Source organism: Treponema porcinum (assembly GCF_900167145.1).
GTDB lineage: Bacteria > Spirochaetota > Spirochaetia > Treponematales > Treponemataceae > Treponema_D > Treponema_D porcinum.
Map to the genome: position 1 here is coordinate 164,246 of NZ_FUWG01000002.1, position 24,822 is coordinate 189,067.

Genomic DNA, 24,822 nt, shown 5'->3' on the forward strand with positions numbered 1-24,822 from the left:
AACAAATAATTATAGCGAATACAGGAAAATAAAACAATGAAAGAAAAAAGTAATTCCTGTCCGAGCGGAAGTAAGAATAAAAAAAGCACAAACCGTTGTTTATTGCATGTTATACGATTTTTAACAGATTCTTTATTTGTAAATCAACATATTTTACAACTTTTATATCTGTGTTTCTTTCAAATAAATTAGAATCATGCTTTTCATTTGTTTGAATCAATATTTTTATTGGGAACTCTTTTCCCTTAACAGAATTTTCTAAATTGAATATAGCTTCGTCTATAGTTTCCGTTTCTTTTTGAATTTTTATAGGAATTAATGTTTTATCACTTTTAATAAAGCCATCTATTCCTTTGTTTCTTTGAACAGGAATTGCATTAAGTAGATTTAATAGATTGGTTTCAAAAGAATTCTTTTCAATATATGAATTTATACCTTTTGAAAGAACCCCTGATTCTGAAATTATCATTTCAGAAAGGCGTTTATTTGAAAGAGATATAGCATCGGGATTTTTATCTATACCTATAAACTTTCTATTTAATGATTTTGCTGCAACACAAGTAGTTCCACTTCCACAAAATGGGTCAAGAACAATATCATTTTCGTTGGTAACTAATTCAATAACACGTTGAAGGAGTTTTACAGGCTTCTGAGTTGGATATCCGCATCTTTCTTTAGCCTTAGGATTTAAAAAAGGGATTTCCCATACATCAGACAAAGGAACCCCTTTTTTAACGGTTGAAAGTACAACATTTCCTTTTGAATCTTTTTTATATTCAGATTTTCCTTTTGAATTTCTTACTCTTTCTTGTAAAATCTGGTCTATATTTGTAGAAGGTGAATAATCTGTATAAAACTGATTAAATTTAAAATTTTTTGTTTTGCTGTAAAAATATATATTCTGATGGGCATTTAAAAGCCCTTTTTTTGAATTAGACCACCTTTTGTATGACCATATAATTTCACTTTGGAAATTCTCTTCGCCAAATACTTTATCTAGTTCTTCTCTTAAATAATGTGAGGCATATCTATCACAATGAAGAAATATAGAACCATCATCTGTCAATACACGTTTTATTTCCTTTAGTACTGAAGACATAAAAGTAATATATTCATCTATTGAAGAAAACTTATCATCAAATGAATATTTTTTTCCATCAGTTCTGGAAGATAGTTCATGTTCTTTTTGTGAAAAGAATGGCGGATCCAAGTAAACAAGATTGATTGAATTAGAGGAAATAGAGTTTAATACTTTGCAAGAGTCTCCACAGATAACCGTATCTATAATATTATCATTCATACACAGGAGTCCTTTCATCTGCAATTTTTTCAAGAATTTCTTTTAAGTCAAATCCAGTATAATTCTTTATAAAATTCCATGCATCATCACCTGCATAATATTCACCCTTTATACCTTCATATAAAGTCTTTAAAGTTTCTTGAATACGTATTGCCTGTTCTCGTTGTGGATAATAAAACATAACACGAATGGGTTTGTATCCTTTTTGGCTAATAACCTTTACTCGAGTATGTTCCTTTGTTATATGGTCACCATCAGTTGTTGCATCTCTCCATTTTATTTCCAATGCATCGCTTTTATTCAGAAAATCTATTTCATAAGTAGCTGGCTTTTTTCCAAGAGTATTTGGAATACGAGTTTTACTACCATTTGGAAATTTATGTTTTAGGCATAAAACGGCTGCTTCTTCAAGAAATGAACCTGCATATTTATATACGAATCGTCCTTTATTTTGATAAATATCAATGAGATTACCTTCGGATTCAGATATACCTAAAACTCTATAAATCAGAAAATGAGAGTTATCATCAGATTTGATTTCTTCAGTACGCTCATCAATTTTTGAATGCAATTCAGAAGCGTATTTATCTGAAAGAGATTTTATTTCTATATATAGTTGCTTATCCATATATATATATAGTCTAATAAATTTCTAAAAAAAATTCTATACAAAGATTTTTGCGCCCCAATGCGGGCGCCGCCTAACAGTCAGATACCTTGATGAAAATATGAATCTTGTAAAAGAAGAATCAGTTGAAAGCTGCGTCAAAAAAAATACAGAAGATTTCTTCCCGACTTTTGAAGAATTTTACAGCACATGGTCAGCCCTTGATTCTAAAGAAAGAGTAAATTCATCTTCATCATGTAGTTCTGCAATATCCTGTGCATTTACATTAATATAAACATTAAGTTTTCCATTATTTTCAGGAATAATACGAGCTATTTTTGATTCAGCAATAATTGATTCTCCCGAATTTATTACCTGAAGTTCCTCTATATATCCTTCACAAGTCGATTTTAAAACGGTTTGCTTTAACTGAACTTTTAATCTCTCTATATTTGCTTCAATTTCTGAAACAACCGAATTATTATAATCTAATTCCTCAGAATATTTAACCAGATTGTCTGAAATGAAGTTTTCAAACTCGATTTTTGACTTATTAAAGTTATTTTCAGCATCCTGTAGTTCCATTTTGCTTATTGTCTGTGGGAACAACTTTGTTGCAACTTCATATTGAAATCTATAAGTTTCCATTTCAAACTTTAATTTTTTTATTTGATTTATAAAATAAGTAAATTAATAGGTCAAATTTCGAGTTTTAGATAAATTTACAAAAAAAGGCAGTCTCTGTAAAATTTGAATAACCACAGACAAAAATACGGAGAAATGCCATAACTGAAGAGAGCCTGATTACATTATATTGCATAGTGGATAATTTTATCCATAGGTTTCTTGAAACTTCCACGGAAAAAAAGAATCTTGTGCTGTATTACGGAAGGCACAGACCAAAACTCAGGATGCCTGTGGCAGATGTCGTCACATTGAATCTTGTAATTTCTCTTGTTCAAATATTTTCCGTTTGCCATAATACACATATCAGACTGTCTGCGCCTCAAATAACGGTGCAGCTGTTACAGGAGGAAATTTTTATGCCGATGATTGAAGCAAAAGTAACGGTAAATCTGCCGGAAGAAAAAAGAAATGTATTGAAAGCCGAATTAGGAAAGGCAATAACCATTATAGGAAAGCCGGAAAGCTATCTTATGATAAACCTTATAGACAAGCAGGACTTGTATTTTGCAGGAAAAAAGCTTGAAAAAGGTGCTTACGTTGAGGTAAAAGTTCTGGGAAAGGCTGACCATTCAAAGACAAATGAAATGACCGCCCGCCTGTGCGATGTTTTTGAAAGCATTTTAGGAATCCCGCAAGATGCGGTATACATCAGCTACTGGGGAACGGACTTTTGGGGCTGGAACGGAAGTAATTTTTAAGGAACCGTTGGGTATTATTCAACTTTCCGTACATAGAACGGCATTGAAAACTCTTCTATACACTCTGTGCGTTTTCGGCCGTTTTGGTTCAGGCTTGTTACTACTGCAATGCAGAAAAGAGGCTCTTCTTCTCCTTTTTCGGCATCATAGCTTATGTTCAGGCTTTCCGGAAAAAACAGTTCGAGTTTTTTAGGTGTATTTGTGTACGGATTCGGAAGGTTTATCCATTCGGAGCGCGGTGCATAAACATATTGCTCTGTAAGCGGAACAAGAAACACACCGCAGACATCTCCGCCAAGTTTAAGGCCGTTGCCCTTTATACAGAGAGGACGCCCCTGATAGACAACGTTCATGTCTGTCTGCCCTGCAGAAAAACTTTTTACTTCTGTAATGGATATTTTGGAATTATGAACGTAAATATTAGACGGTGATATGTTTTTAAGGAGATTTTCCGCTGATTTTGACGGTGTAAACTGCAACTTGAAATGCTCTGAAATTTCACGGGAACTCATTGAGCTGTCAAGGCTTCCGTCTATTGCAAATCCAAGTGTTCCAAGCCCCAGAAGGTCAACTGCATAACCGTCGGCAAGTGCTTCTTTGGCAGCATTAGAAAGAACCTGTGCTGCATAAAAAAGCGTCTGCGGCGACAAAGTACTGCCCCTGTCTTTTGCTTTTGCAATGAGCTGTTCAACAGTACGTGTCCGCTTCTTGATTTTTCCTATATATCCGCCGATTTTGTTTCCGTCTTTATCCTTAAGGTTTGAAGGATATATTGAAACAAAAACCTTGCCTTTTGGATTTTCAAACGTTCCGAGTTCTTCTTTCATTTTTTTTCTCCGTATTTTTTTCTGAAAATTTGCCTGTATGACTAGTATATCAGCATAATGCTGATTAGTTAATCAGCACACCGCTTGCTAGACTAATCAGCAGACCACTGATTAGTTAATCAGCAGTGTACTGATTAGTCTAGTCAGCATACCACGTCCTAAACTAGAAAGCAGACCCTTTACTAGACTAGAAAAGGGTCTGTTATATGGAGAGGTTACAGCATATCTTACGGAAATATTACAGAAAGTCTTGCGGATATATTCATAATGCATATACGGATATAAACAAGGCCGTTACATTACTGTATAACAATCGTAAACATAGGAGCAATTTACAGTCGTCTTAGGGAAGTGCTGATTAACACTTTGAAGCGATTACTCAGCACTTCCCGTCAAATTGCCGTAAGTCATTGACTTACGGCCAATTTGCTACATTCAAGGTTAACACTGAAAAATCCTCAATAGGATTTATTCAGTGTTTCCTTAGTGAATGAATTTTTCCGTGCGTATACAAAAGTGCGTTACAGGAACTGTCTGTAATGTCTTTTTCCAGCGTACATTCAAAAAAGCCCAGACGGCATAAAATCAAAAGAAGATTGTGAAATGCCGGAACAGATACAAAACTGTAGAAAAAATCACTGTCGCTTATCTCTATGCGTTTTCCAAAACAGGAAGAATTTACGGCAGGTATTCTTCCGGCGAAACCGGACTGCCTTGTTTTAGGACTGTCTGTGACAACCTGAATAAAACAGCCTTTTCCAAGTTCAGGTATGTAAAAAGAAGGAATGGAATCAATGACATCACTGCAAAATGAATTTTCAATTTCTGAAAAATCAATCCAGTTTTCAAACAGTTCGCCCTGCAGAAAATCACATACAGAATCAATCTGACGGATTTTTTCCTGCGTTGTTTTAGGAGAATTCCAGTACCGGGCGTTCAAATTAAGGTGGGGAACAAGAACGGCTGCATCAAAACTGTTAGGCGCATGTGCTGCAATATCAACGGCTTCATGTATTGTTTTTGCAGAAAGAAGCTTTTCTGCAATGCCTAAATCCGCCTTTTCAAGAACGGGAACGTTTTCTTTTGGAACGCTTGAAAAAAATTTTGCTTCTGTATTTTGTTTTGGTGCAGTATTTTTTTTGTTTTCATTCAAGGATGAAAGGTGAAAAGCCATATACCGCCTGATTACTGCCGGCGAAAATATAAATCCGTTTTTATATACTGCGATATTTTCCAGAATATATTTTTCTTTATGGTCAATATCACATAGAATTTCTTTTTTTATATGTTCCGCATAATCCTTATTGTTTTTTGCATCCGGCATTATTCCAGAAATCCTGTATGCAAAGTCCTCAGAAAGAACTGGTTTTTCTACCAGAAACTTAATAAGATTACGGTAGGATTCCGGAAGGTCTTTAAACCAGATAAGGAATGCTTCTTCCATAGATATAAGGCGGCTGGCATAAAAGCACAGCTCTTTACAAGGAAGCGTAAGATGGTCGTTTTTTTCTGACGTATGAAACACAAGCCTTCTAAGCCGCCTTTCTGTAAACCAGTCGGTTCTGCTTTTATACAGTTCTAACACTTCCGTTGAATACGGCGCATTATGCAGATAATCTGATAATTTCTTCCGTTCTAAATATTGCATATTAGTTTTTATTTCCTTGAATAAGTATTTTTACATTTAAGGTTAACACTAAAAAATCTCAATAAGATTTATTCACTGTTTCCTTAGATTATTCTACCATGATATGTATTGTCAATCGACATAACTTGCCGCATATTTTTCTTGACAGGTCTGAGTGTTTCGTGTTATAAAGAAACAGTTGTTGCGGAACAAGTGTTGCGCAACCAAAACTAATTTTTTTTGTAAACTTTATTATTTACAGGAGTTATCGTATGCCGCCAAGAGCAAAATATTCCAGGCAGGAAATAATAGAAAAAGCAATCGGCCTTATTAAGAGGGAAGGCGCCGACAAGCTTACTGCACGCGAACTTGCAGCAGAATTGGGAACTTCTTCAAAGCCTGTCTTCATAGCATTTGAAAATATGGACGAACTTAAAAAAGCCGTGTTCGACAGTGCACTGGGGCTTTACGTTGCGTTTCAGGAAAATTTTTACGAACCGAATCCGTTTAAAAAATGCGGAAAGACATACATCACATTTGCCATCAAAGAGCCTAATCTGTTCCAGTTTATTTTTATGAAGCCGCGCGAAAAAACAGTTTCGCTATCCGAATATATGCACAAACTTGATTCAAACTATGAGGAAACTGTAAAAATGATTTCCCGGACATGCGGCGTATCTATAGAAAAGGCAGATACGCTCTATAAAAATATGTGGATTTTCAGTCATGGAATTGCAACACTATGTGCTTCCGGTCAGTGCATCCTATCTGAAGAAGAAATTGAAGCACTGCTTTCATGCACATACGATATGCTTACAGCAAGGGTTTAAAACAAACCTGATTCTTAGGAGGTATTTATGAAAAAAATGACAAAAAAACAGGTATTCATCCTATACGGCATTATCATTGCCGTGATGTTTGTAACTGTGTTTCTTGTAAACCTGACTATCGGCTATTCAACCGTAAAAGAAGCGCTTGTTTCAGGCGGAATGTTTACTGCTCCGGTAGCACTTTTAGGTGCAGGAACAGGTTTTATGATTCTTTTTCTGGGTGATGCCGACGATGCATTTGAAAACGGAGCAGAAGAAGATGATGTATCAAAAGATAATTTTGTAAATATCTTCCGTTCTAATAAATAGAATAGAAAAGTTAAAAACAAAAAAGGCAGCCCTAAACGCACTTCAAAAAGTTACGTAAAACGGCTGCCTTTTTTTATAAAAATACCGGATTAGTCTTCCATTTTTTTGTATGCATCAAATTCAGCAAGCATCTCCGGATTTTTGTTCCGGTCTAAAAGGCTTACTGCTACTGCAAATACAAGACATGCAATAAAGCCCGGCAAAATCTCGTAAACGTTAAAAATTCCGCCCTTAAGGTTATGCCACAGAACGACCGTTACGCCTCCTGCTATAAGTCCTGCTATTGCACCTTTATTTGTCATTCCGCGCCAGAACAGTGCAAGAATTACAAGAGGTCCGAACGTAGAACCGAATCCTGCCCAGGCATAGCTTACAAGACCAAAAATTGAACTTGCCGGATTAAGTGAAAGTACAAATGCAATTGCTGCAATTACAAGAACGGTAATGCGGCTTACATTCATAACTGTCTTTTCGTCTGCGTTTTTATTTATCAATCCTTTGTAAATATCAAGACTTACTGCACTTGATGCACTTAAAAGCTGGGAGTCCGCCGTACTCATAGAAGCGGCAAGAATTGCACACAGGAAAAGACCTGCAATAAACGCAGGGTACATCTGCTGCATTGTTGCACTGAAAACAGTTTCCTCTGCACCGCCGGAAAGAATCATAAGCGGATTTGCCAGATCGCCGCCTGCAAGATAAACGGTACCAAGAGAACCGATTATAAATGTTCCGATATATGCAATTACCATCCAGACTGTTCCTACACGGCGTGCAGTTTTAATTTCTGCATTCGAGCGTATTCCCATAAAGCGGATGATGATGTGCGGCATTCCAAAATAGCCGAGTCCCCAGGCAAGTGCAGAAATAACTGACATTGCACTGAACGATTTGTTAGCTATAAACTTTTCTGCCATTTCTGCGCCGAACTGACCGTTTACAGCACGTACGCTGAAATCAGAAACTTTTGCCATTGCTTCAGCAGGTCCGCCAAGTGAAACTACTGCTATTACGGCAGAAAATACGAATGCAACAAAAATAAGCGCACCCTGTATAAAATCAGTAGTACATACGGCAAGGTAACCGCCTAAAATCGTGTAGGAAAGAATAACTACAAGCCCTATTACAAGACCGATATGATATTTAAGTCCGAATACCGAATTGAACAGTTTTGCACATGCAACAAAACCGGATGCAGTATAAATCGTAAAAAACAGTACGATAAAGAAAACTGATATAATAGTAAGAAGATGTGTTTTGTCCTTAAAGCGGTTCGTAAAAAATTCAGGAATTGTAATTGAATCGCCGAATGAAATAGTACATTTGCGAAGCGGCTTTGCTACAAACAGCCAGTTCAGGTATGTTCCCACAATAAGACCTACAGCCGTCCAAAATGTTTCCTTTACGCCGCCAAGATAGCAGAGTCCCGGAAGTCCCATTAAAAGCCATGCAGACGAATCGGACGCTTCTGCACTAAGTGCAGTAATCCACGGCCCTACTTTTCTTCCGCCTAAAAAGAAATCCATAGAACTGTTGTTCTTTTTTGCACTCCGTAATCCGATGTACACCATAAAACCAAGATACAGTACAAATGCAATTATCTTGGCAACAATCTGAGCAGACATAAGTTCTCCAGTCAATAAGTATTTATAAGTATTTAATAGAAAAACATTTTAAATAGAATAAAGATGTTAATCAACATTAAAGCAGCAAAATATTACAATATTATTGTCATTATGATATAGTAAAAATATGCAAGGTAATACAAATTCTCTTATTAACATACACAACTGTCATATAGAAAACAAAAAAGGTACTGTCCTTCAGGAAATTTCCTGGGAAATGAGGACTGGCGAAGCGTGGCTTGTTACAGGCCCGAACGGCGGCGGAAAGGCTGACTTTATAAATGCACTTTCCGGCAACTTGAAATTCGTTCCGAATACGGCGGATTTTGACGGAAAAACACCGCTTTATTCAAACCGTTTTGAAAAATCAGTAGAAGTTGTTTCCCTGGAACGTGCCGCAAGCCTTATTCAGGAAGAGCGCGACCTTGACGAAAGCGAATACATTGAAGGAGGCGTTGACATAGGGCGGACAGGGCGCATTTTTATTGCAGAAGCACTTACCGGTCCTATAAAAAAAGGCGCAGAACTTCCAGAAACGGCAAGACGGCTTGAATCGTTCCCGGAAATAAAGCTGTGCGGCGTAGAAAAAATCCTTGACCGCGGACTAAAATATATGTCTACCGGTGAAATCCGCCGCACCCTTCTTGCACGCGCCCTTATCTCAAAAAAACAGCTTTTGATTTTAAGCGACCCGTTCGCAGGTCTTGATGCAGAAAGCCGCGCAATTCTTCTTGACTTCTTCAACACAATTGCCTCAAAGCAGCTTTCTGACGAAAAATCAGATGCAACGTTCCCCCGCATTATTCTTGCAATGGAACGCTATGTAGAAATCCCTGAATCAATCACCAATGTCCTGGAATTCTCCTTGGGCGCGGTTTCCTTTTGCGGCACGCGTACTGATTTTGAAAAAATAGTACAGGCTCGTGCAGAAAAAACGCTTGAAACGCGCGAGGCAGAAAAAAAGGCATTTGCTGAATCCGTAAAAAAAATAAGTGCGGAGGTAGACAACGTTTTAGGCGTAGATACGGCGATTGAACTTCCAGATACGCTAATCGAAATGAACGACGTAAATGTCGGCTGGGACGGTCATGCCGTTCTGCGTCATCTTAACTGGGCGCTCCACAAAAACGAACACTGGCTTATACGAGGTCCTAACGGCTCTGGAAAAACGACTTTTCTTGAACTGATTACCGGCGACAATATGCAGGTTTTCAGTAACGACATAAAGCTTTTTGGAAACCGCCGCGGTTCGGGAGAAACAATCTGGGACATAAAGCACAAGCTTGGAATAGTAAGTTACCGCCTTCACGTTGAATACCGTATGCTTGGCGGAACGCCGCTTCGCGATGTCATCATGAGCGGTTTTCACGATTCAATAGGACTGTATCAGGCTGCAAGCGATATAGAAACGGACGCGGCGGAAAAATGGCTTTCGCTCGGCGGATTTAAAGGGCGCGGCGGAGAACCGTTCGGAAGCATAAGTTACGGCGAACAGCGGGCAATACTTATTCTGCGTGCCGCAGTAAAGTGTCCGCCTGTTCTTATTCTTGACGAACCGTGCCATGGACTTGACGAACAGTTCCGCCAGAAAATCCTTGACCTTCTTGAGATTATTGCAGAAAGCGGAACGACGACTCTTCTTCATGTAACGCATGAACCTAGTGAAGTTCTTGAATGTGAACATTCCATTCTGGAGCTTATTCCGAATGCAGACCCGATGTACAGAATTATCAAAAAATAAGGATTAGGGAAGTGCCAGATATGAAGCGATTTTTAACTTTTCTTTGTGCCCTCACAGCATGCATTCCGCTTTGTGCCGGCGGAAAAAAGGATAAAAAAACAGACACATTCACAGTAAAAACGACCGTAATCAAGCCTTCCTACAGAAAAAAAATGCCTTCAGGAGAGCCGGTTCAGCTTTCGGAAGTCTGGGGCTGGGTTATGCAGGGAAAGGAATCGGAACTTGACTTTGACTTTCCGCTTACAGACATAGGCTATTTCGCCGCTGACGTAGACACTTACGGAAAACTTGATAACATTCCTGACAGAAACATCCTTGGCGGATTTCCCGGACGCGTTCACCTTGTCCTTGTGTGCGACAGTAAATCGCTTACGCATTTTATCCTTGACCCGGCATTTGGTCTTCGCGACAGGCTGATTGCAGATATTCTTGCAGCATCAGAACCGTTTGACGGCATTCAGGTAGACTACGAACTTATTCCCGGAAAAGATTCCGATAATTTTATGACGTTTCTAAAACTGCTTTCCGCAGGAGCACGGAAAAAAGGCAAGCTTTTTTCCGTATGCGTTCCGGCGCGCGTAAAAACAATTTCTGACGATACGTTTTCCTACCCGAAAATTGCTGAACTTTCTGACCGCGTAATGATTATGGCTTACGACGAACACTGGTCAACAAGCCTTCCAGGTCCGATTGCTTCTGTTTCCTGGTGCGAAAAAATTGCCGGTTATGCACTTACAGTCATTCCGCCTGAAAAACTTGTAATGGGTCTTCCCTTTTACGGACGTTCCTGGGCAAATGAAAAAACGGCGCAGGGCTGGTATTTTTCCGGCATAAACAGAATTATAGATCAGTACGACTCCGATAAAGTTGAATACATCAATGACATTCCTACTGTCAGAATAAAAATGAAAGTAGACGTTACATGCTGGTTTGAAGATGCGTATTCTACCGTACAAAAACTGCGCCTGTACACCTCACGCGGCATCTCCTCTGCAGCATTCTGGCGTATAGGACAGGAAGACCCGGAAATCTGGCAATGGATTACGCTTTCAAGTGCAGACTGCTTGAATTCCGGGTTATAAAGGCGTTCCAGAAATTCCTTGAGTGCAATTGTCTTGTCACGCGAAAGAATGCGTGCCATCAAAAGCAGAAAGTTGCACATATTAAACTCAACGTTTCCCATTGCACCCGGAATGAAATTCGTAAAGCCTAAAATACCACCTGCTGATTTTCCGAACATCAGTGCAAAACCAATAAGCCAGTATATAAAAAGTGAAATTCCTATGTCAGTAAGGTTTTTTATTGCAACATTTATACTGTTTTTTTCCCTTGTAAGTCCGGACTCAACCATCTGAAATCACGGCTGCATGAAAAAAACAAGTGCGCCGGAAACCGCAACCCATAATGCATCAACCATATTCTGCATAAAAAACTCCAGCCTCTCTCCGGACAAAAAAAAACGGCACCGACAAAAATCGGCACCGTTACCATTACAGACGGTTATATAGCCTATAAGTTTTTCTGTCAATATTTTTTGCGAAAAAAAATACTGTTTTCAACCATACCGAAAGGTTTTCAGGCTAATTCAATGCGTTTGACCATACTAAATCCATTTGTTATAATTGTAAGGCTATGGAAGTATTTTTAGGGGTTTCAGCGGCAGACGGAGCCGGAATAGGTTCTGCATTTTTAATTCCCGACCAGATAAAAAGAGCAATTCCTCAGACAAAAATCTCAAAAGAAGATATTGAAGAAGGATGGGAACGATTTACAAGTGCAAAAACAGCCGTTGCCGAAGACATCACCGAAAAACTGTCAAAACTTCCTGTTGACAAATCAACTGCAATCCAAAGGGAAATTTTTGAAGCATACATTCTTATGCTGAGCGACCCGGTTTTCCTGAAGGAAGTACGCACAGAATACGAAACTACACTTTTTAATATTGAATACACGCTGAATTTTAAGTCAGAAGAATATGCGGCGCGTCTTCGCAATGCCGGAAACGACTATCTTGCAGAACGCGCACAGGACATCACCGATATTTTCGGGCGCGTCCTTGATGAAATGCTTGGAATACACACGTTCGACATAAACGAAGTTCCTGACGGAAGCGTAATCATTGCATCGTCATTAAGCCCTACGGAAACAATCATTCTTTCCAAGAGGAAAATCGCCGGTCTTGCCCTTACAGAAGGCGGCATTTCAAGCCACGTAGTCATTCTTGCCAGAAACTACGGAATTCCTACGGTTGTAGGACTTCACGGCACAAGCCTTCGCAAAAAAGTACAGAACGGACAGATGGTAATCGTTGACGCAGAGTGCGCAGAACTTCTTGCAGACCCTGACGAAGAAACGATAGCCCAGTACCGGAAGACAATAGAAATCCGCCGCAAAGAACAGGAATTCCTTACCGAATACCTTGATAAGCCGGCTCTTACAAAAGACGGAGAACGGTTTACGCTTTATGCAAACATCGGTTCGCCGGAAGAAGCAGAAACGGCACTTAAAGCCGGCGCAGACGGAATAGGACTTTTCCGCACGGAATTTCTTTATATGGCAAAAGCAGACACTTCCCACCATGCAGCGGCGCGTTCGTTCAACGAAGACGAACAGTTTGAAGCATACAAGCACGTTCTTACCGTTATGAAAGATAAACCTGTAACAATCAGGACGCTTGATGCAGGCGGAGACAAGCTTATAAACTCGGTGGACATTCCTTCGTTTAATGAAAAAAATCCGCTTATGGGAATGCGTGCAATCCGCCTTAGCCTTGCCTATCCGCAGGTTCTTAAAACGCAGCTCAGGGCTTTGTACCGGGCAAGCGTCTACGGAAAGCTCAGGATTATGCTTCCGCTCATAACATCGGCAGAACAGGTTGAGCAGAGCCTTGTAATTGTAGACGAAGTAAAAAAAGAGCTTGCCGCGGAGAATATTCCGTTTGACGATAAAGTTCCTGTAGGAATAATGATAGAAACGGCTGCGGCCGCCCTTACCTCTGACTGTCTTGCAAAAATAAGCGATTTCTTTTCACTTGGAACAAACGACCTTACCCAGTATACGCTGGGCGTTGACCGCGAAAATTCAAACGTTTCAGGACTGTATGATGAATTTAATCTTGCTGTGCTGAGGCTGATTGCAATAACAATAACAAACGCAAAAAAATACGGAATAAACCTGTCTGTATGCGGCGAAATGGCAGGCAGGCACGACAGCATTCTTGTTTTGGGCGGACTTGGAATACGTTCGCTAAGCATGAGTCCGAACCTTATTTCCCGGACAAAGCATCTGCTTTCGCAATTTACGGTTGCCGAACTTCAGGCAATTTCTTCAAAACGGTTGAACAAACTGTAATCTTTTCAGGCGGAAAAAATGGCTAAAAAAAAGGCAAAACCCGACTTCTCAAAACCGAAAAACGCCGGTAAAATTCAGGAACTCCTTGAAAACACGGAAGAACGCGTAAACGGTGCGGCAAAAAAACAGTATGAAGGACTGCCGCTTCTTGTCATTGCCGGAAGACCAAACGTAGGAAAATCTACGCTTTTCAACCGGTTTATGCAGCGTCGTCTTGCCATCGTTGACCCTACGCCGGGCGTTACGCGTGACCCTGTAGAAGGAACTGCGATGATAAACGGAAAACCTGTTCATATCGTAGATACCGGCGGATACAAGCTTCAGCGCGATGAAGGAACAATGGAAGCAGTCCTTGACGAACTTGTTGTAGAACGTTCGCTTGAAATGATAGAAAAAGCCGATGTCATCCTTCTTCTTCTTGAAGCAGGACAGATTACCGGCGAAGACGAAGAATTCATAATCCAGCTTCGTCCGCACTGGAATAAAGTAATTGCAGCCGTAAATAAAACTGAAGGCGGAAAGAACGAAAGCGTTTCATGGAACTATGCACAGTTCGGATTTAAAAACCTGTTTTTCATATCCGCAGAACATGGCGATAACATTGCAGACCTTTCAAAATGCCTTGTGTCAAAGCTGGATTTTTCAAACGTCCGCGAAATTACTGAAGAAGAAATTCCTATCAGAATTGCCCTTATGGGTAAGCCGAACACCGGAAAATCCACCCTTTCAAACAGGCTTACTCACTCAAATGCATCGATTGTAAGCGACTACGCCGGAACTACGCGCGACACGATAGAAGGCGGTTTTTCCTACGGCGGAAAGAATTTCATCGTACTTGATACGGCAGGAATCCGCAGGAAGGCAAGGGTTCACGAAAACGTAGAATATTACTCTGTAAACCGCGCCATAAAGACTCTTGACCGTTGCGACATCGTTTTCCTTATGATAGATGCCCAGGAAGGGCTTTCCGAGCAGGACAAAAAAATATGCAGCCTTGCATTTGAACGCGGGCGCGGAATAATCTTTATCCTGAACAAATGGGATACGCAGGAACAGGACAGAAAGACGTTTAGAAAAACCCGCGAATGGATAAACATTATGTTCGGGCAGATGGAATATGCGCCGATTCTTCCTCTTTCTGCGCTTAACGGCACGGGTATAAAAGATTTACTTAACGAAGCAATCGAAATATACAAACAGCTCAATCACAAGGTAGAAACGGCTGCCCTTAATATGGCACTAAAAGACTGGCTTTTCAAATATCCGCCGCCGGCAAGCAAAACGGCGCATTTTAAAATCCGCTATATGACGCAGAAAAGTACAAATCCGGTTAATTTCCTGATTTTTGCAACTCGCCCGGAAGTTGTACCGGAAACATACATAACGTTCCTTAAAAACCGCATCCGCGAAGATTTAGGATTTGATAAAATTCCAGTACAGTTGGAAATGAAAGCAAGCCGCCAGAAATGGGAAGACAGGTTCGATTCGTGATGTTTTCTATTGGTGAAGTTGAGGAATTGTCAGGAGTAAAAGCTCATATTCTGCGTTACTGGGAAGAAGTAATTCCCGGATTTGCGCCTCAAAAAGACATAGGCGGACGCAGAACTTACACGCAGCGTGAACTTGAAATTATCATGCGCCTGAAATTCCTTATCTACGAAAAAAAATACACGATTGAAGGCGCGCGTAACCAGCTGATTGCAGACGCAGACGCCGTAAACGAAAAGGCAGATACCGTAAAACAGATTCACGAACTCCGTAAGGAGCTCACTGAATTATATACTCTTATAAAAAAACACCGCTCATTATGAAAGAAAACTGGTACGATAAATTCAACAGAAAATCTGAAGTTGCAGACTCAAAAAACAAACGCAAGGAATTCAACAAAGAACGAGACAAATTCTTTGAAGCAAAACGCAAAAAGACTTTGGAAAAACATCAGGATCCGTCTTTTTCTCAGAAAAAAGTTTCCTGCAAGATTGACGGAATTATAACCGAAACAGAACACCTTTTCAGCGCTTCTTCCCTGCCCAAAGATTCAGTTGAAATACTGAACAATTTTGACTCCGTAATCCAGAACGTCCGCCCTTTGAACAGCCGGCAAATCCTTAAACTGCCTAAAGATATCCGAGTCCTTTCGCATCAGCTTACAGACGAACGCAGCGTCCGGCGCGTAGGATATATGAATGCCGCAGAAGAACTTTCCGCTTATGTGCGCTATTTTTCCTGGTGGAACCTTGTACGCTTTACGCGGATTTTTTCAAATCTTCCCGAAAATGCTTTTTCCCTTAAAGACGGAGATGCCTGTATTGACATTGGAAGCGGTCCTCTCACCGTCGTTACTGCATTGTGGCTTTCGCGCCCGGAACTTCGGAACAAAAAACTTACGTTTTACTGTATGGATTTGTCGCAGAGCGCCCTTTCGCTTGGAGAAAACATCTATCTTTCGGTGGCGGCAAAAACACCGCCAAAAGATAAAAATGCAGATGCCCATTGGAATATCATAAAAGTAAAAGGCGGCGCAGGAACTTTTATAAAACGCAAGGCGGCCTTTATTTCCTGTGCAAATATGTTTAACGAAATCCGTGAAAATTCGGAAAGCCGCCCGGACGAATTGGCTCAGGCACAGGTGAAAACGCTTCTTTCCTACGCAGACGAAAATACGTCGTTTTTTATTGCAGAACCGGGAATGCCTGTAGCGGCGCATTTTGTAAGCCTTATGCGCGGAAAACTTCTTGAAAATAATTTTCATATTATTTCTCCGTGTCCGCACGAAAAAGACTGCGCAATGAGCGGACTTCACGCCCGGTTCGGCGGAAGCGCAAAATGGTGTAACCTTTCGTTCACCACGGAAGATGCACCGCAAAAACTGCTTAAACTTTCAAAAGATGCCGGCATTCCAAAAGAACGCGCCGTAGTAACATTTATTTTTGCAAAAAGAGAAAATTTTGTAAAAAAAGAAATTGTGCGGGATGAAAATAGCATTTCAAAATCACCAGACGGAAAAACCATCCTTCCGCTTAGAATTGCATCAGATCCGATATGGCTCCCAGAAAACAGGCAGGGATTTTACGCATGCAGCCGGCACGGTCTTGTAGTCGTAGTTAATATGACGCACAAAAAACTTATCAGCGGTGATAAAATAAAAGTGTCTATGCTTAAAAGCATAGACACTCTGCCAAAAGATAAAAAATCAGGTGCCGTTGAAATCAACGTGTAGGAAAATTCCTGATAAAATTATTTAAGTTCTTCGCCGTTGCAGACAAAGGCTGCTGCACCCTCACCTACGTACTGCTTATGAAGGACATCCATAATTCCTGCAACGCGTTTTTCAATTTTTTCATTGCAATAGATGATAATCATAACGTTCAGCTGAGGCCATACAGGGTCACCCATTTTTGGTGATGTATTTCCCTGCCCCATTATGTTTTCTATTTTAGTGAACTTGCACTTTTCATTTTCTTCCTTGCAGGCTTTTTCAAAATAATCTATAAAATCTTCTTCAATTGCCTGTGTCAGAAATACTTCAATTCGTTTCACATATTTCTCCAGTAAAAAATCAATGAATTAGTTTGCAACGCAAACTTTTTAAGAACCAGCACACCTTGCTTCTTGAAGCCAGGTTGTTGATTGCACCATCTTTCAAAATATCAGTCTGTCCAAAAAGGTGTCATGCTGAAGTTAGCTTTAAGCATCTACACTATATTATGGTACATAGATTCTGAAATAAATCCGGAATCTATGCTTTGAACTTATTAGACAGCCCGATATAAAACATTATTCTGTCTTATCCGAATCGCCGGCATTCTCATTTTCAGCAGTTTCTGCTTCTTTTGATGCATCCAGACTGACCGGTTTTTCTTTAGCTTCAGCCGCTTTCTTTTCAGCACGTTTATGGCGCTTTATAATTTCAGGAAGCTCGCGCTCTTTTCTTGCAGCTTTACGGCGTTCTTTTGCAGCCTTGCGTTCAGCATTTGTATTGAAAATGTAGTAAATTGAAGGCATTACAAACAGCGTCATCAAAGAACCGAATGTAAGTCCGCCAAGAACTGTAAGTCCGATAGGCTGCGTCATACCGCCTGTTTCTCCAGGGAAGAATGCCATAGGAATCAAAGAAGTAACAGTTGTAAGCGTACTCATCAAAATAGGACGCAGACGGTTTCCTGCAGCCTCAACACAAGCCTCGTATAACGGATAACCACGCTTACGAAGCAGGTTCGTATAATCTACAAGAACGATACCGTTATTAACGATTGTTCCTACAAGTACGAGCATACCAATAACTGTAACGACGTTCAGCATCTGTCCTGCAAGCAGGTAAATCATAATTACACCGATGAAACTTAACGGCATTGTAAACAGAATGATGAACGGATCCTTGAATGATTCAAACTGACTTGCCATGACAGCAAATACAAGAATGATTGCCATAAGAATGATGATTGAGAAGTTTCCGACAGTTTCAAGCATATCTGCAAAAGCACCTTCGTATGAAACAAGAATATTCTCATCAAGAACGACGTTTTCACGGATAACTTTTTCAATTTCTGCCTGAACAATCTGTAGTGAAATACCGTCTTTAGGTTCTACAGAAATACGGATTGTACGAGTCTGGTTTTCGCGGTTGATTGCAACAGGTGCAAGTGATTCTTCATAGCGCGCAAAACTTGCAAACGGAATGCGCTGCCCCATTGAATTTGTTACGTACAACTGTTCCAGATCACCGAATGTCTGCTTATCCTTGTCATCAAGACTTATATCAATATCTATCTGCGTACCGTGGTCATCATAGCGGCTTGCAGTTTTTCCGTTTATAGCCGCATTCAGTTCAGAACCTGCTGTATATGCAGTTACTCCAAGCTCATACATACGGTTTCTGTCCATATTGATTTTCAATTCCGGAAGACCGTCTTCAAGATCCATAGTTGTTTCATTTACGTAATCTTTTGCCTTGTCGCGGATAACTGCCTGAATTTCCTTTGCAGTTGCACGCGCCAGGTCAAGGTCATCTGTCTTAAGTACAATATCAATAGCTGAATTTGCAAAAGCCATAGAACCTGAACCAAACGTAAATTCTGCTCCAGGGAAACTGTTGAAATACTTACGGATTTTTTCCTTTGCAGAAACATCGTTATCCCAGCCTTCCTGTCGCTCATCTTCTGAGTACAACGTAATGCGAAGAGTTGCTGTATTTGAATCTGAAGAACTGCTTGAGAACATTGAACCGCCTACAGCAACAGTTGAATATTTTACACCCTTCAAATCATTAAGAACGTTTGCTTCCATCTGCTGAATAACTTCCCGCGTTGCTTCAAGCGTTGTTCCCTTAGGCATTTCAAGAGAAACGGAAACAGATGTTTCTGCCTGTGCAGGCATAAATATAAAGCCGATGAACTTGATTGCAAAAATACTCAAAATGAAAAGAACACCGATTCCGCCAAGTACAATACGCTTGTGGTGAAGTACGAATGCAACGCCCCTTGCGTAAGATTTATCAAGCCATGAGAAAAAGCGTGTCATTGCCTTGTCAAAAACACCAAGGAATCCTGTCTGCTTGCGGTCAGAAACTTTTTCAATCTTAAGATATTTTGAAGAAAGTACCGGAACAAGAACGGCTGCAACAATCAGGGAACAAAGCAGGGAGAATACAATTGTAAACGCAAATGCTTCGAACATCTTTCCCATCATTCCAAGCATTTTACGGAACATAATCATAGGGAGGAAGATACAGACTGTTGTAAGAGTTGATGAAGTAATTGCACTTATCATTTCTTCAGAACCAAGAACTGCCGCAACCTCAGGCTTAGCATCACGTTCACGGTAACTGAATATATTTTCCAGAATAACAACTGAGTTATCTACAAGCATACCGATACCCAGAAGAAGTCCTGAAAGCGTCATCATATTGATTGAAAAACCGCAGAAATACATAAGACAAAGCGTAATCAAAACCGAAATAGGCATTGAAAGTGCAATGATAAATGTACTCTTAAAGCTTCTCAAGAAGATATAAAGAACGATAACGGCAAGAATAATACCTTCTACCAGAGATTCAACAACCTGATGAATAGTATTGTTGATGTCATCCGTAGTATTGTACGTTTCGATAAGCGTTACGTCTTTAGGAAGTTCCTTTTCAATCAACTTAAGCTGCTTGCGTACTTTTTCTGCCGTAGTAACGGAGTTTTTTCCGCTCTGCTTCTGTATCATCAGCATAACAGACGGTTTTCCGTCAAGATATGCTTCTGAAGTTGTTTCTTTGTAACCTTCATATACATCGGCTATATCGCGGAGCATAATGGAAACCATCTCTGGTTTTCCGCCACCGGTAGATTTCTGCTTGTATGAAACAACAGTTCCTTTGATATCGTCTATAGATTTATATGTTCCTTCTGCAGAGATGGAATAGTTTGAATCGCCGCTTTCGATTGAACCGCCGGAACTTGTTATGTTCTGCGCGCCAATCATCTGCGCAATCTGCGTAATAGTTAAATCGTATGCATCAAGCCTGTCGCGCGGAACGTCGATAAGAATTGCCTTTTCGCGACCACCGCTTACGTTTGCAGAAGCAACACCGTCAATCTGTTCAAGACGCGGCTGGATAATGTCATCTACATAGCCGCTCAATTCCTCCGGCGTTCGTGAACCTGTTACGACAATTGCCATAATCGGCATCATAGATGGATCCATCTGGAATATAATTGGTGAATCCGCATCATCAGGAAGGTAATTGCGCACCAAATCTATCTTATCGCGTATATCATTGGCGGCAACATCCAGATTTGTGCCGTACTCAAATTCGAGCATAACCATACTTGAACCGGTAGAAGATGTTGACGTCAGTTTTTTCAGACCGGTAACACTTGAAAGAGAACTTTCCATTGTTCTCGTAACGCTTCGTTCAACTTCCTCAGGTCCTGCATTTGAATAACTTGTATAGACAACCATATACGGAATATCCATATCAGGGAACAAATCCAGCGGAAGCGAAGTTGTACAATAAATGCCGAGCGCAGACAACAGAATAAAAATAATCAATGTTGTCGTCGGCTTTCTAACTGCTAATTTAGATAAAGACATAACAGCCCCTTGTTCTATTAGAATCTCTGAAACATGATTTTACGGAGATTTCCTACTCAGTAATACTTACGATATTAACCTTAGCACCGTCTGTAAGAAGTGCCTGACCTTTGATTACAATCAAATCACCCGGAGTAATACCCATTTCAATTTCCTGCTTGTCATCAACGCGAATTCCTTTTTTTACAGGACTTGCCTTTACGGTATTTGTCTGCGGATCAATGATATATACGATATCTTCATCATTTCTTGTTACAACAACGTTGTTAGGAATGACTATTGTATTTTTCTTTGAATCTGTAACAAGTTTGATGCGGGCATACATTCCGGCACGAAGACGCGGGTCTGTAGGTTCCTGAATAAGCTTTATTCCCAAAGTACGTGATGTCGTATCAAGAACCGGGTCAATTTCTACAAGAGTTGCAGGGAATTTTTCTCCCGGATATGCATCAAACGTAAGTTCTGCTTTCTGATACATTGAAATACGAGAAATAAAACGTTCTGCAACGTTCGTCTTGATTTCAAGTTTTCCTGTGCTGCTTATTTTTCCGATGGAAGTAGATGCAGAAACTGTAGAACCTATGTTAAGCGGAAAACTTGTAATTGTTCCTGAAACAGGTGCCTTTACAGGACTGCTCTTGTAATCCATACCAGGGCGGCTTGCATCAACTTCTGCAACAACTTCGTCCTTCTTTACTTTGTCACCGATTTTTACGTAAAGCTTTGAAATCTTACCGCTCTGAACATCCGGGAATATATCAACGCTTGAAGCAGCCTGAACGTTTCCTCCGAACTCAAGATAATCATCAAGCGTACGCGGCACTGTTTTATATGCATTTACTGCAAAAACCGTTTCTACTTTTTCTTCAGCAGCAGGCGCGCCGCCCTTCTTAGAACAGCCGGAAAACCCAGCCAGAACAACAGCTGCAGCACCTGCAGCAAGAATTTTATTCATCTTCATATCTTACTCCTATACCTGTTCTCAAAAATTCAGTTTATTCTTCCCTGCATAAAATCAGTGAAGGTTCAAATTCAGCTTGCTTTCCAAATCAAGCAGTGCTGAAATATAGTTAAACTTTTCGTTCATAAGTCCAAGACGCGCCTGATTCAGCGAATTCTCGGAATCACGAACTTCAAGAAGCTCCTGCGTACCGTTGTTGTATGCACGGAGCGTTGAATTATATGCCTTGCGTGCAAGTTCCACATTACGCATCATTGCTTCAATGTTCGCCTGACACTTATACAGATTGTCCACAAGCGTATGAATTTCAATCTCCGTATTCTGAACAAGCTGCTCAAGTCCAAGTTCTGCCTGAGCAATCTGCTGTTTTGTATCCTTCATTTTCTGCATGTTTGCGCTGAATGGAAGCATATCAATCAAATTTGAATACACAAGTGTGAACGAAAGACTTCCGTTATCGGTTGCATCTCCCAGCGAATTCCATTCACCGCCAGCATATACAATCGGCTGGAATCCGTAATTTACAGAAAGGCTCGGCGTAAAGGTGGAAAAGCGGCTTGCATTCAAAGAAATATTAAGAAGTTCGATATTCTTTTTCAAAGAACGTACTTCATCATTGTTTTCAAGATATTTTGAAACAAGTTCGTCTGCATTTACTTCAACAAATTTGCTGTCTACCGTTCCTTTAAGTTCAATGTCCGTTCCGAACGGAAGTCCAAGAAGGAACACGAACATATCTTTCTGCTGCTTGAAAGACTGTTCCGCAGAAAGAACTTCCGGCTTCTGGTTTTCGTAGTTTACCTGAGAATTCAATACGGAAAGTTCCGGCACAAGTCCGTTTTTATAGTTGATTGAAGCCTGCTCGTAACGTGCTTTTGCATTATTCAGCTTGTCACGCTGAATGTTCAGGCTTTCTTCCTGGAGCAGAAGTCCGTAGAACATCTTTTTTACGTTTATTTCCATTTCCTTTGCTGTCTGTTCCCAGGAAATCTCGCCTGCTTCATAACTTGCTTTTGCAGCACGGATGCTTTCTATCATGGCAAGATTGAAATTCCACTGCGCAGAAATGTTCGGTGCAATTACCGCCCAATGCAGTTTTTCCTCGTCTGAAAAACCAGCCTCAGAAACAGCCAAATCATATTTTGATGACGGAAATGATCCACCTTTTTCCAATGCACCAAGACGCGCTTCACTGATTATAGTCGAACGGATTGTATCATACGTAGAATTTTCCGTTGTTCTGGAAGCCGTTGCGCTTACACCCAGACTCGGCAAAAACGTATTCCATGAATACATATTTGCACGTTTTTTCATTTCCAAATCAATTGCTGCAGATTTAAGCGACTTATTGTTTTCCAGCGCGTATGCAACAGCATCATCAACCGTAAGAACAACTTTCTCTTTCTCCGCTGCGTCCTGATTTACAGCATCGCTTTCCTGGCAGAAAACAACACTTGCTGCCGCCAACATAAAAAAGACGGCAATTGTTTTTACATTTGTGTTTTTCATTTATGCTCCTATTTTATTATATTTAGTCAGACTCTTCGTTATAAGAATTACCTTCTTCCTCTGATTTATTTTTCTTATTTTTGGAAGAATGCTTTTCTACATTTTCAGAAATTTTCTTGAATACGCCTGTGCAAAGTTCAAGTTCTTCCTTTGATATTCCTGCCAGCATATCATTATGCATTTTTTCCATCTCATCTTCGAATTCTTCAATTAATGCATTCGCTTTGTCCGTAAGGTACAAATTGCGTGAACGCCTGTCACTCAGGACTGTTTCCTGACGTATAAAACCACGCAATGTCAATGCTTCAACAAGAATTGAAACATTGCCGCGCTTTAGTTCGGAAATCCTGCAGATTTCTTTTGCTGTTTTTAATGAAGGATTCAGATGCAACAGAAACAAAAGAATTACCTCGGACTTCTTCATCCTGTACTTTTTTACGACAGGTTTCAGCCTTTCATAAAAAATCTCTTTCTGCATGACAGCCAGCTGCGAGAGCGTTGCCATTTCCTGTAGAAGCTTCATCAATTACTCCAAAATTAGATTATCTATTTCTGAAAATACAGAAATCTACATTAAATGTCAACATAAATCATTATTTTCAAGAAAGATTTATGAAAATTTAACACTTAAAGAGAAAAAATATGTTACTTTTCTTGTAATTTTATATGACAGGAAAAAAACTCACTCTACTCTTCTATTTTATACGTTGTAAACTCCGTCAAGTGCTTTCAGTTCACTGAACGTATCGATTTCCGTAAAATCATCGAACGAACATTCCCTTACAGAAAGATTGAACTCGTCCTTGCAGACATCAAGAGGAACATTGTCCCAGTATTTTTCCTTTCCTCCGGGCATTCCGTACACTTTCTGAATGCAGTCTGCAAGTTTCCGTCCGTCCTCTTCCGTCCAGTAAGAAATTCCTACCATCCTGTAGCCGTCCGTTCCGCCTACAGAAACGCCCGTAATCCTGCCTTTGCTGGCATACAGACACCAGTCGTCCGTCCTGTCGCACTTTACACCGCAATAATTTGAATGATACTGATATTTAGAAATCATTTTCGGATTATGAATAATCAAATCCGCCTCGCAGATATATGAATTCCCGAAATAATATCGGGCGCACATTGCAGAAGAAATGTTGTTCGCCTCGTTATACGCCGGATTTTCAATAAACTTAATGTTCGGATATTTATACAGAAGCTGGTCGAACTGCTCAGAAAGATAGCCGCGTACGATAATGATTTCTTCAATTCCGGCTGCAACCGCCGCGTCCAGCATCGTATCTATAATGCGTATACCTTTTACGCGCACAAGCGGCTTTGGCGTATTCAGCGTAATTGGAACAAGGCGCGTTCCGAATCCTGCCGCAATAAACACAATACGCTTTACGCGATACGGCTCAAGCGCAGAAAGACCAGAAGCAGTAACCGTTCCGTTTTTTACAAAACCTTTTTCTTCAAGCACAAGAAGCGTAGAATTCACCGTTCCAATAGAATAGCCGGTTTCTTTTGCAAGTCCGCGCTGTGTCATCGTTTTTTTTGCATATTCAATGGCGGTTAAAATATCAAACTCTTTCTGTTGTAGCATACGGTGATTATAAGCATTTCTACGCCTTTTGAACAGACAGCCCGTAAAACTGATTTTACGTTTTTACAGGACATTTTACAAA

General features: G+C 40.2%; 21 protein-coding genes and 1 pseudogene. 9 read left to right on the forward strand and 13 right to left on the reverse strand.

From position 1 onward, the window contains the following. Positions 1-109: 109 nt before the first annotated feature. The 3 genes from B5D55_RS00740 to B5D55_RS00750 all read right to left on the reverse strand — a co-directional run bounded on the left by B5D55_RS00740 (position 110) and on the right by B5D55_RS00750 (position 2,555). A complete protein-coding gene (locus B5D55_RS00740) occupies positions 110-1,300 on the reverse strand; it encodes a DNA-methyltransferase (RefSeq protein ID WP_078932064.1) in 1,191 nt (396 codons plus the stop codon). Further along, positions 1,293-1,928 (reverse strand): ApaLI family restriction endonuclease, encoded by a 636-nt coding sequence (locus B5D55_RS00745; RefSeq protein WP_078932065.1) that lies wholly within the window; start codon positions 1,926-1,928, stop codon positions 1,293-1,295. The genes B5D55_RS00740 and B5D55_RS00745 overlap by 8 nt, the downstream gene beginning before the upstream one ends. 180 nt (positions 1,929-2,108) lie before the next feature. Further along, positions 2,109-2,555 (reverse strand): hypothetical protein, encoded by a 447-nt coding sequence (locus B5D55_RS00750; protein ID WP_078932066.1) that lies wholly within the window; start codon positions 2,553-2,555, stop codon positions 2,109-2,111. Positions 2,556-2,950: 395 nt separating this feature from the next. Here B5D55_RS00750 and B5D55_RS00755 point away from each other — a divergent pair, with 395 nt between their 5' ends. Further along, positions 2,951-3,292, forward strand: coding sequence for a phenylpyruvate tautomerase MIF-related protein (locus B5D55_RS00755; RefSeq protein ID WP_078932067.1), 342 nt, complete (start codon positions 2,951-2,953; stop codon positions 3,290-3,292). A 14-nt stretch (positions 3,293-3,306) separates the two neighbouring features. On the opposite strand, the gene B5D55_RS00760 is transcribed toward B5D55_RS00755, so the two are convergent. Together B5D55_RS00760 and B5D55_RS00765 are read right to left on the reverse strand one after the other, a co-directional pair. Beyond that, the gene (locus B5D55_RS00760; RefSeq protein WP_078932068.1) at positions 3,307-4,119 is read right to left on the reverse strand and encodes a DNA-binding domain-containing protein; all 813 of its coding nucleotides are present in this window, start codon (positions 4,117-4,119) and stop codon (positions 3,307-3,309) included. Between the two features lie 472 nt (positions 4,120-4,591). Beyond that, positions 4,592-5,767 (reverse strand): hypothetical protein, encoded by a 1,176-nt coding sequence (locus B5D55_RS00765; RefSeq protein WP_078932069.1) that lies wholly within the window; start codon positions 5,765-5,767, stop codon positions 4,592-4,594. 251 nt (positions 5,768-6,018) lie between these two features. Here B5D55_RS00765 and B5D55_RS00770 point away from each other — a divergent pair, with 251 nt between their 5' ends. After that, positions 6,019-6,576: a TetR/AcrR family transcriptional regulator gene (locus tag B5D55_RS00770; protein WP_078932070.1), complete on the forward strand. Its 558-nt coding sequence runs from the start codon at positions 6,019-6,021 to the stop codon at positions 6,574-6,576. 27 nt (positions 6,577-6,603) lie between these two features. Next, the gene (locus tag B5D55_RS00775) at positions 6,604-6,885 is read left to right on the forward strand and encodes a hypothetical protein (RefSeq protein ID WP_078932071.1); all 282 of its coding nucleotides are present in this window, start codon (positions 6,604-6,606) and stop codon (positions 6,883-6,885) included. Positions 6,886-6,974: 89 nt separating this feature from the next. On the opposite strand, the gene putP is transcribed toward B5D55_RS00775, so the two are convergent. Then, a complete protein-coding gene (gene putP / locus B5D55_RS00780; RefSeq protein ID WP_078932072.1) occupies positions 6,975-8,510 on the reverse strand; it encodes a sodium/proline symporter PutP in 1,536 nt (511 codons plus the stop codon). Between the two features lie 127 nt (positions 8,511-8,637). Between putP and B5D55_RS00785 the strand changes: the two genes are divergently transcribed. Then, positions 8,638-10,251 (forward strand): ATP-binding cassette domain-containing protein, encoded by a 1,614-nt coding sequence (locus B5D55_RS00785; RefSeq protein ID WP_078932073.1) that lies wholly within the window; start codon positions 8,638-8,640, stop codon positions 10,249-10,251. A 20-nt stretch (positions 10,252-10,271) separates the two neighbouring features. Next, a complete protein-coding gene (locus B5D55_RS00790) occupies positions 10,272-11,333 on the forward strand; it encodes a glycosyl hydrolase family 18 protein (RefSeq protein WP_078932074.1) in 1,062 nt (353 codons plus the stop codon). Between the two features lie 122 nt (positions 11,334-11,455). Here the strand turns inward: B5D55_RS00790 and B5D55_RS12025 are convergent. Next, positions 11,456-11,602 (reverse strand): annotated as a pseudogene (locus B5D55_RS12025) (ammonium transporter); the annotation flags it as partial. A 281-nt stretch (positions 11,603-11,883) separates the two neighbouring features. Between B5D55_RS12025 and ptsP the strand changes: the two are divergent. Genes ptsP through B5D55_RS00815 form a run of 4 tightly spaced genes read left to right on the forward strand, consistent with a single transcriptional unit; the run spans position 11,884 to position 16,822 of the window. Next, positions 11,884-13,602: a phosphoenolpyruvate--protein phosphotransferase gene (gene ptsP / locus B5D55_RS00800; RefSeq protein ID WP_078932075.1), complete on the forward strand. Its 1,719-nt coding sequence runs from the start codon at positions 11,884-11,886 to the stop codon at positions 13,600-13,602. Positions 13,603-13,620: 18 nt separating this feature from the next. Beyond that, complete coding sequence (gene der, locus B5D55_RS00805; RefSeq protein ID WP_078932076.1) at positions 13,621-15,093, forward strand: ribosome biogenesis GTPase Der; 1,473 nt, start codon at positions 13,621-13,623, stop codon at positions 15,091-15,093. Beyond that, positions 15,069-15,413, forward strand: a complete 345-nt coding sequence (locus B5D55_RS00810) for a MerR family transcriptional regulator (protein WP_078932077.1) — start codon at positions 15,069-15,071, stop codon at positions 15,411-15,413. The genes der and B5D55_RS00810 overlap by 25 nt, the downstream gene beginning before the upstream one ends. Then, positions 15,410-16,822, forward strand: a complete 1,413-nt coding sequence (locus tag B5D55_RS00815; RefSeq protein WP_078932078.1) for a small ribosomal subunit Rsm22 family protein — start codon at positions 15,410-15,412, stop codon at positions 16,820-16,822. The genes B5D55_RS00810 and B5D55_RS00815 overlap by 4 nt, the downstream gene beginning before the upstream one ends. 17 nt (positions 16,823-16,839) lie before the next feature. On the opposite strand, the gene B5D55_RS00820 is transcribed toward B5D55_RS00815, so the two are convergent. From B5D55_RS00820 to B5D55_RS00845, 6 genes are all read right to left on the reverse strand, one after another. Beyond that, entirely contained in the window at positions 16,840-17,142 is a 303-nt protein-coding gene (locus B5D55_RS00820; RefSeq protein ID WP_078932079.1) for a PG0541 family transporter-associated protein, read from the reverse strand. Between the two features lie 237 nt (positions 17,143-17,379). Then, complete coding sequence (locus tag B5D55_RS00825) at positions 17,380-20,682, reverse strand: efflux RND transporter permease subunit (protein ID WP_078932080.1); 3,303 nt, start codon at positions 20,680-20,682, stop codon at positions 17,380-17,382. 52 nt (positions 20,683-20,734) lie between these two features. Next, complete coding sequence (locus B5D55_RS00830; protein WP_078932081.1) at positions 20,735-21,643, reverse strand: efflux RND transporter periplasmic adaptor subunit; 909 nt, start codon at positions 21,641-21,643, stop codon at positions 20,735-20,737. Between the two features lie 54 nt (positions 21,644-21,697). Further along, positions 21,698-23,152 carry a TolC family protein gene (locus B5D55_RS00835; protein ID WP_078932082.1) on the reverse strand — a complete coding sequence of 485 codons (1,455 nt, stop codon included), beginning with the start codon at positions 23,150-23,152 and terminating at the stop codon, positions 21,698-21,700. Positions 23,153-23,174: 22 nt separating this feature from the next. Beyond that, positions 23,175-23,675 carry a MarR family winged helix-turn-helix transcriptional regulator gene (locus tag B5D55_RS00840; RefSeq protein WP_078932083.1) on the reverse strand — a complete coding sequence of 167 codons (501 nt, stop codon included), beginning with the start codon at positions 23,673-23,675 and terminating at the stop codon, positions 23,175-23,177. Between the two features lie 177 nt (positions 23,676-23,852). Further along, entirely contained in the window at positions 23,853-24,740 is an 888-nt protein-coding gene (locus B5D55_RS00845) for a sugar phosphate nucleotidyltransferase (RefSeq protein ID WP_078932084.1), read from the reverse strand. Positions 24,741-24,822: the final 82 nt, after the last annotated feature.

Excerpts from the sequence above, each read along its gene's own strand:
- B5D55_RS00770 (WP_078932070.1), top strand. The coding sequence starts at position 6,019 with ATGCCGCCAAGAGCAAAATATTCCAGGCAGGAAATAATAGAAAAAGCA.
- B5D55_RS00765 (WP_078932069.1), bottom strand. The coding sequence starts at position 5,767 with ATGCAATATTTAGAACGGAAGAAATTATCAGATTATCTGCATAATGCG.
- ptsP (WP_078932075.1), top strand. The coding sequence starts at position 11,884 with ATGGAAGTATTTTTAGGGGTTTCAGCGGCAGACGGAGCCGGAATAGGT.
- B5D55_RS00790 (WP_078932074.1), top strand. The coding sequence starts at position 10,272 with ATGAAGCGATTTTTAACTTTTCTTTGTGCCCTCACAGCATGCATTCCG.
- B5D55_RS00830 (WP_078932081.1), bottom strand. The coding sequence starts at position 21,643 with ATGAAGATGAATAAAATTCTTGCTGCAGGTGCTGCAGCTGTTGTTCTG.
- B5D55_RS00825 (WP_078932080.1), bottom strand. The coding sequence starts at position 20,682 with ATGTCTTTATCTAAATTAGCAGTTAGAAAGCCGACGACAACATTGATT.
- B5D55_RS00840 (WP_078932083.1), bottom strand. The coding sequence starts at position 23,675 with ATGAAGCTTCTACAGGAAATGGCAACGCTCTCGCAGCTGGCTGTCATG.
- B5D55_RS00785 (WP_078932073.1), top strand. The coding sequence starts at position 8,638 with ATGCAAGGTAATACAAATTCTCTTATTAACATACACAACTGTCATATA.
- B5D55_RS00815 (WP_078932078.1), top strand. The coding sequence starts at position 15,410 with ATGAAAGAAAACTGGTACGATAAATTCAACAGAAAATCTGAAGTTGCA.
- B5D55_RS00750 (WP_078932066.1), bottom strand. The coding sequence starts at position 2,555 with ATGGAAACTTATAGATTTCAATATGAAGTTGCAACAAAGTTGTTCCCA.
- B5D55_RS00835 (WP_078932082.1), bottom strand. The coding sequence starts at position 23,152 with ATGAAAAACACAAATGTAAAAACAATTGCCGTCTTTTTTATGTTGGCG.
- B5D55_RS00775 (WP_078932071.1), top strand. The coding sequence starts at position 6,604 with ATGAAAAAAATGACAAAAAAACAGGTATTCATCCTATACGGCATTATC.
- putP (WP_078932072.1), bottom strand. The coding sequence starts at position 8,510 with ATGTCTGCTCAGATTGTTGCCAAGATAATTGCATTTGTACTGTATCTT.
- B5D55_RS00845 (WP_078932084.1), bottom strand. The coding sequence starts at position 24,740 with ATGCTACAACAGAAAGAGTTTGATATTTTAACCGCCATTGAATATGCA.
- B5D55_RS00745 (WP_078932065.1), bottom strand. The coding sequence starts at position 1,928 with ATGGATAAGCAACTATATATAGAAATAAAATCTCTTTCAGATAAATAC.
- B5D55_RS00755 (WP_078932067.1), top strand. The coding sequence starts at position 2,951 with ATGCCGATGATTGAAGCAAAAGTAACGGTAAATCTGCCGGAAGAAAAA.
- B5D55_RS00740 (WP_078932064.1), bottom strand. The coding sequence starts at position 1,300 with ATGAATGATAATATTATAGATACGGTTATCTGTGGAGACTCTTGCAAA.
- der (WP_078932076.1), top strand. The coding sequence starts at position 13,621 with ATGGCTAAAAAAAAGGCAAAACCCGACTTCTCAAAACCGAAAAACGCC.
- B5D55_RS00810 (WP_078932077.1), top strand. The coding sequence starts at position 15,069 with ATGGGAAGACAGGTTCGATTCGTGATGTTTTCTATTGGTGAAGTTGAG.
- B5D55_RS00760 (WP_078932068.1), bottom strand. The coding sequence starts at position 4,119 with ATGAAAGAAGAACTCGGAACGTTTGAAAATCCAAAAGGCAAGGTTTTT.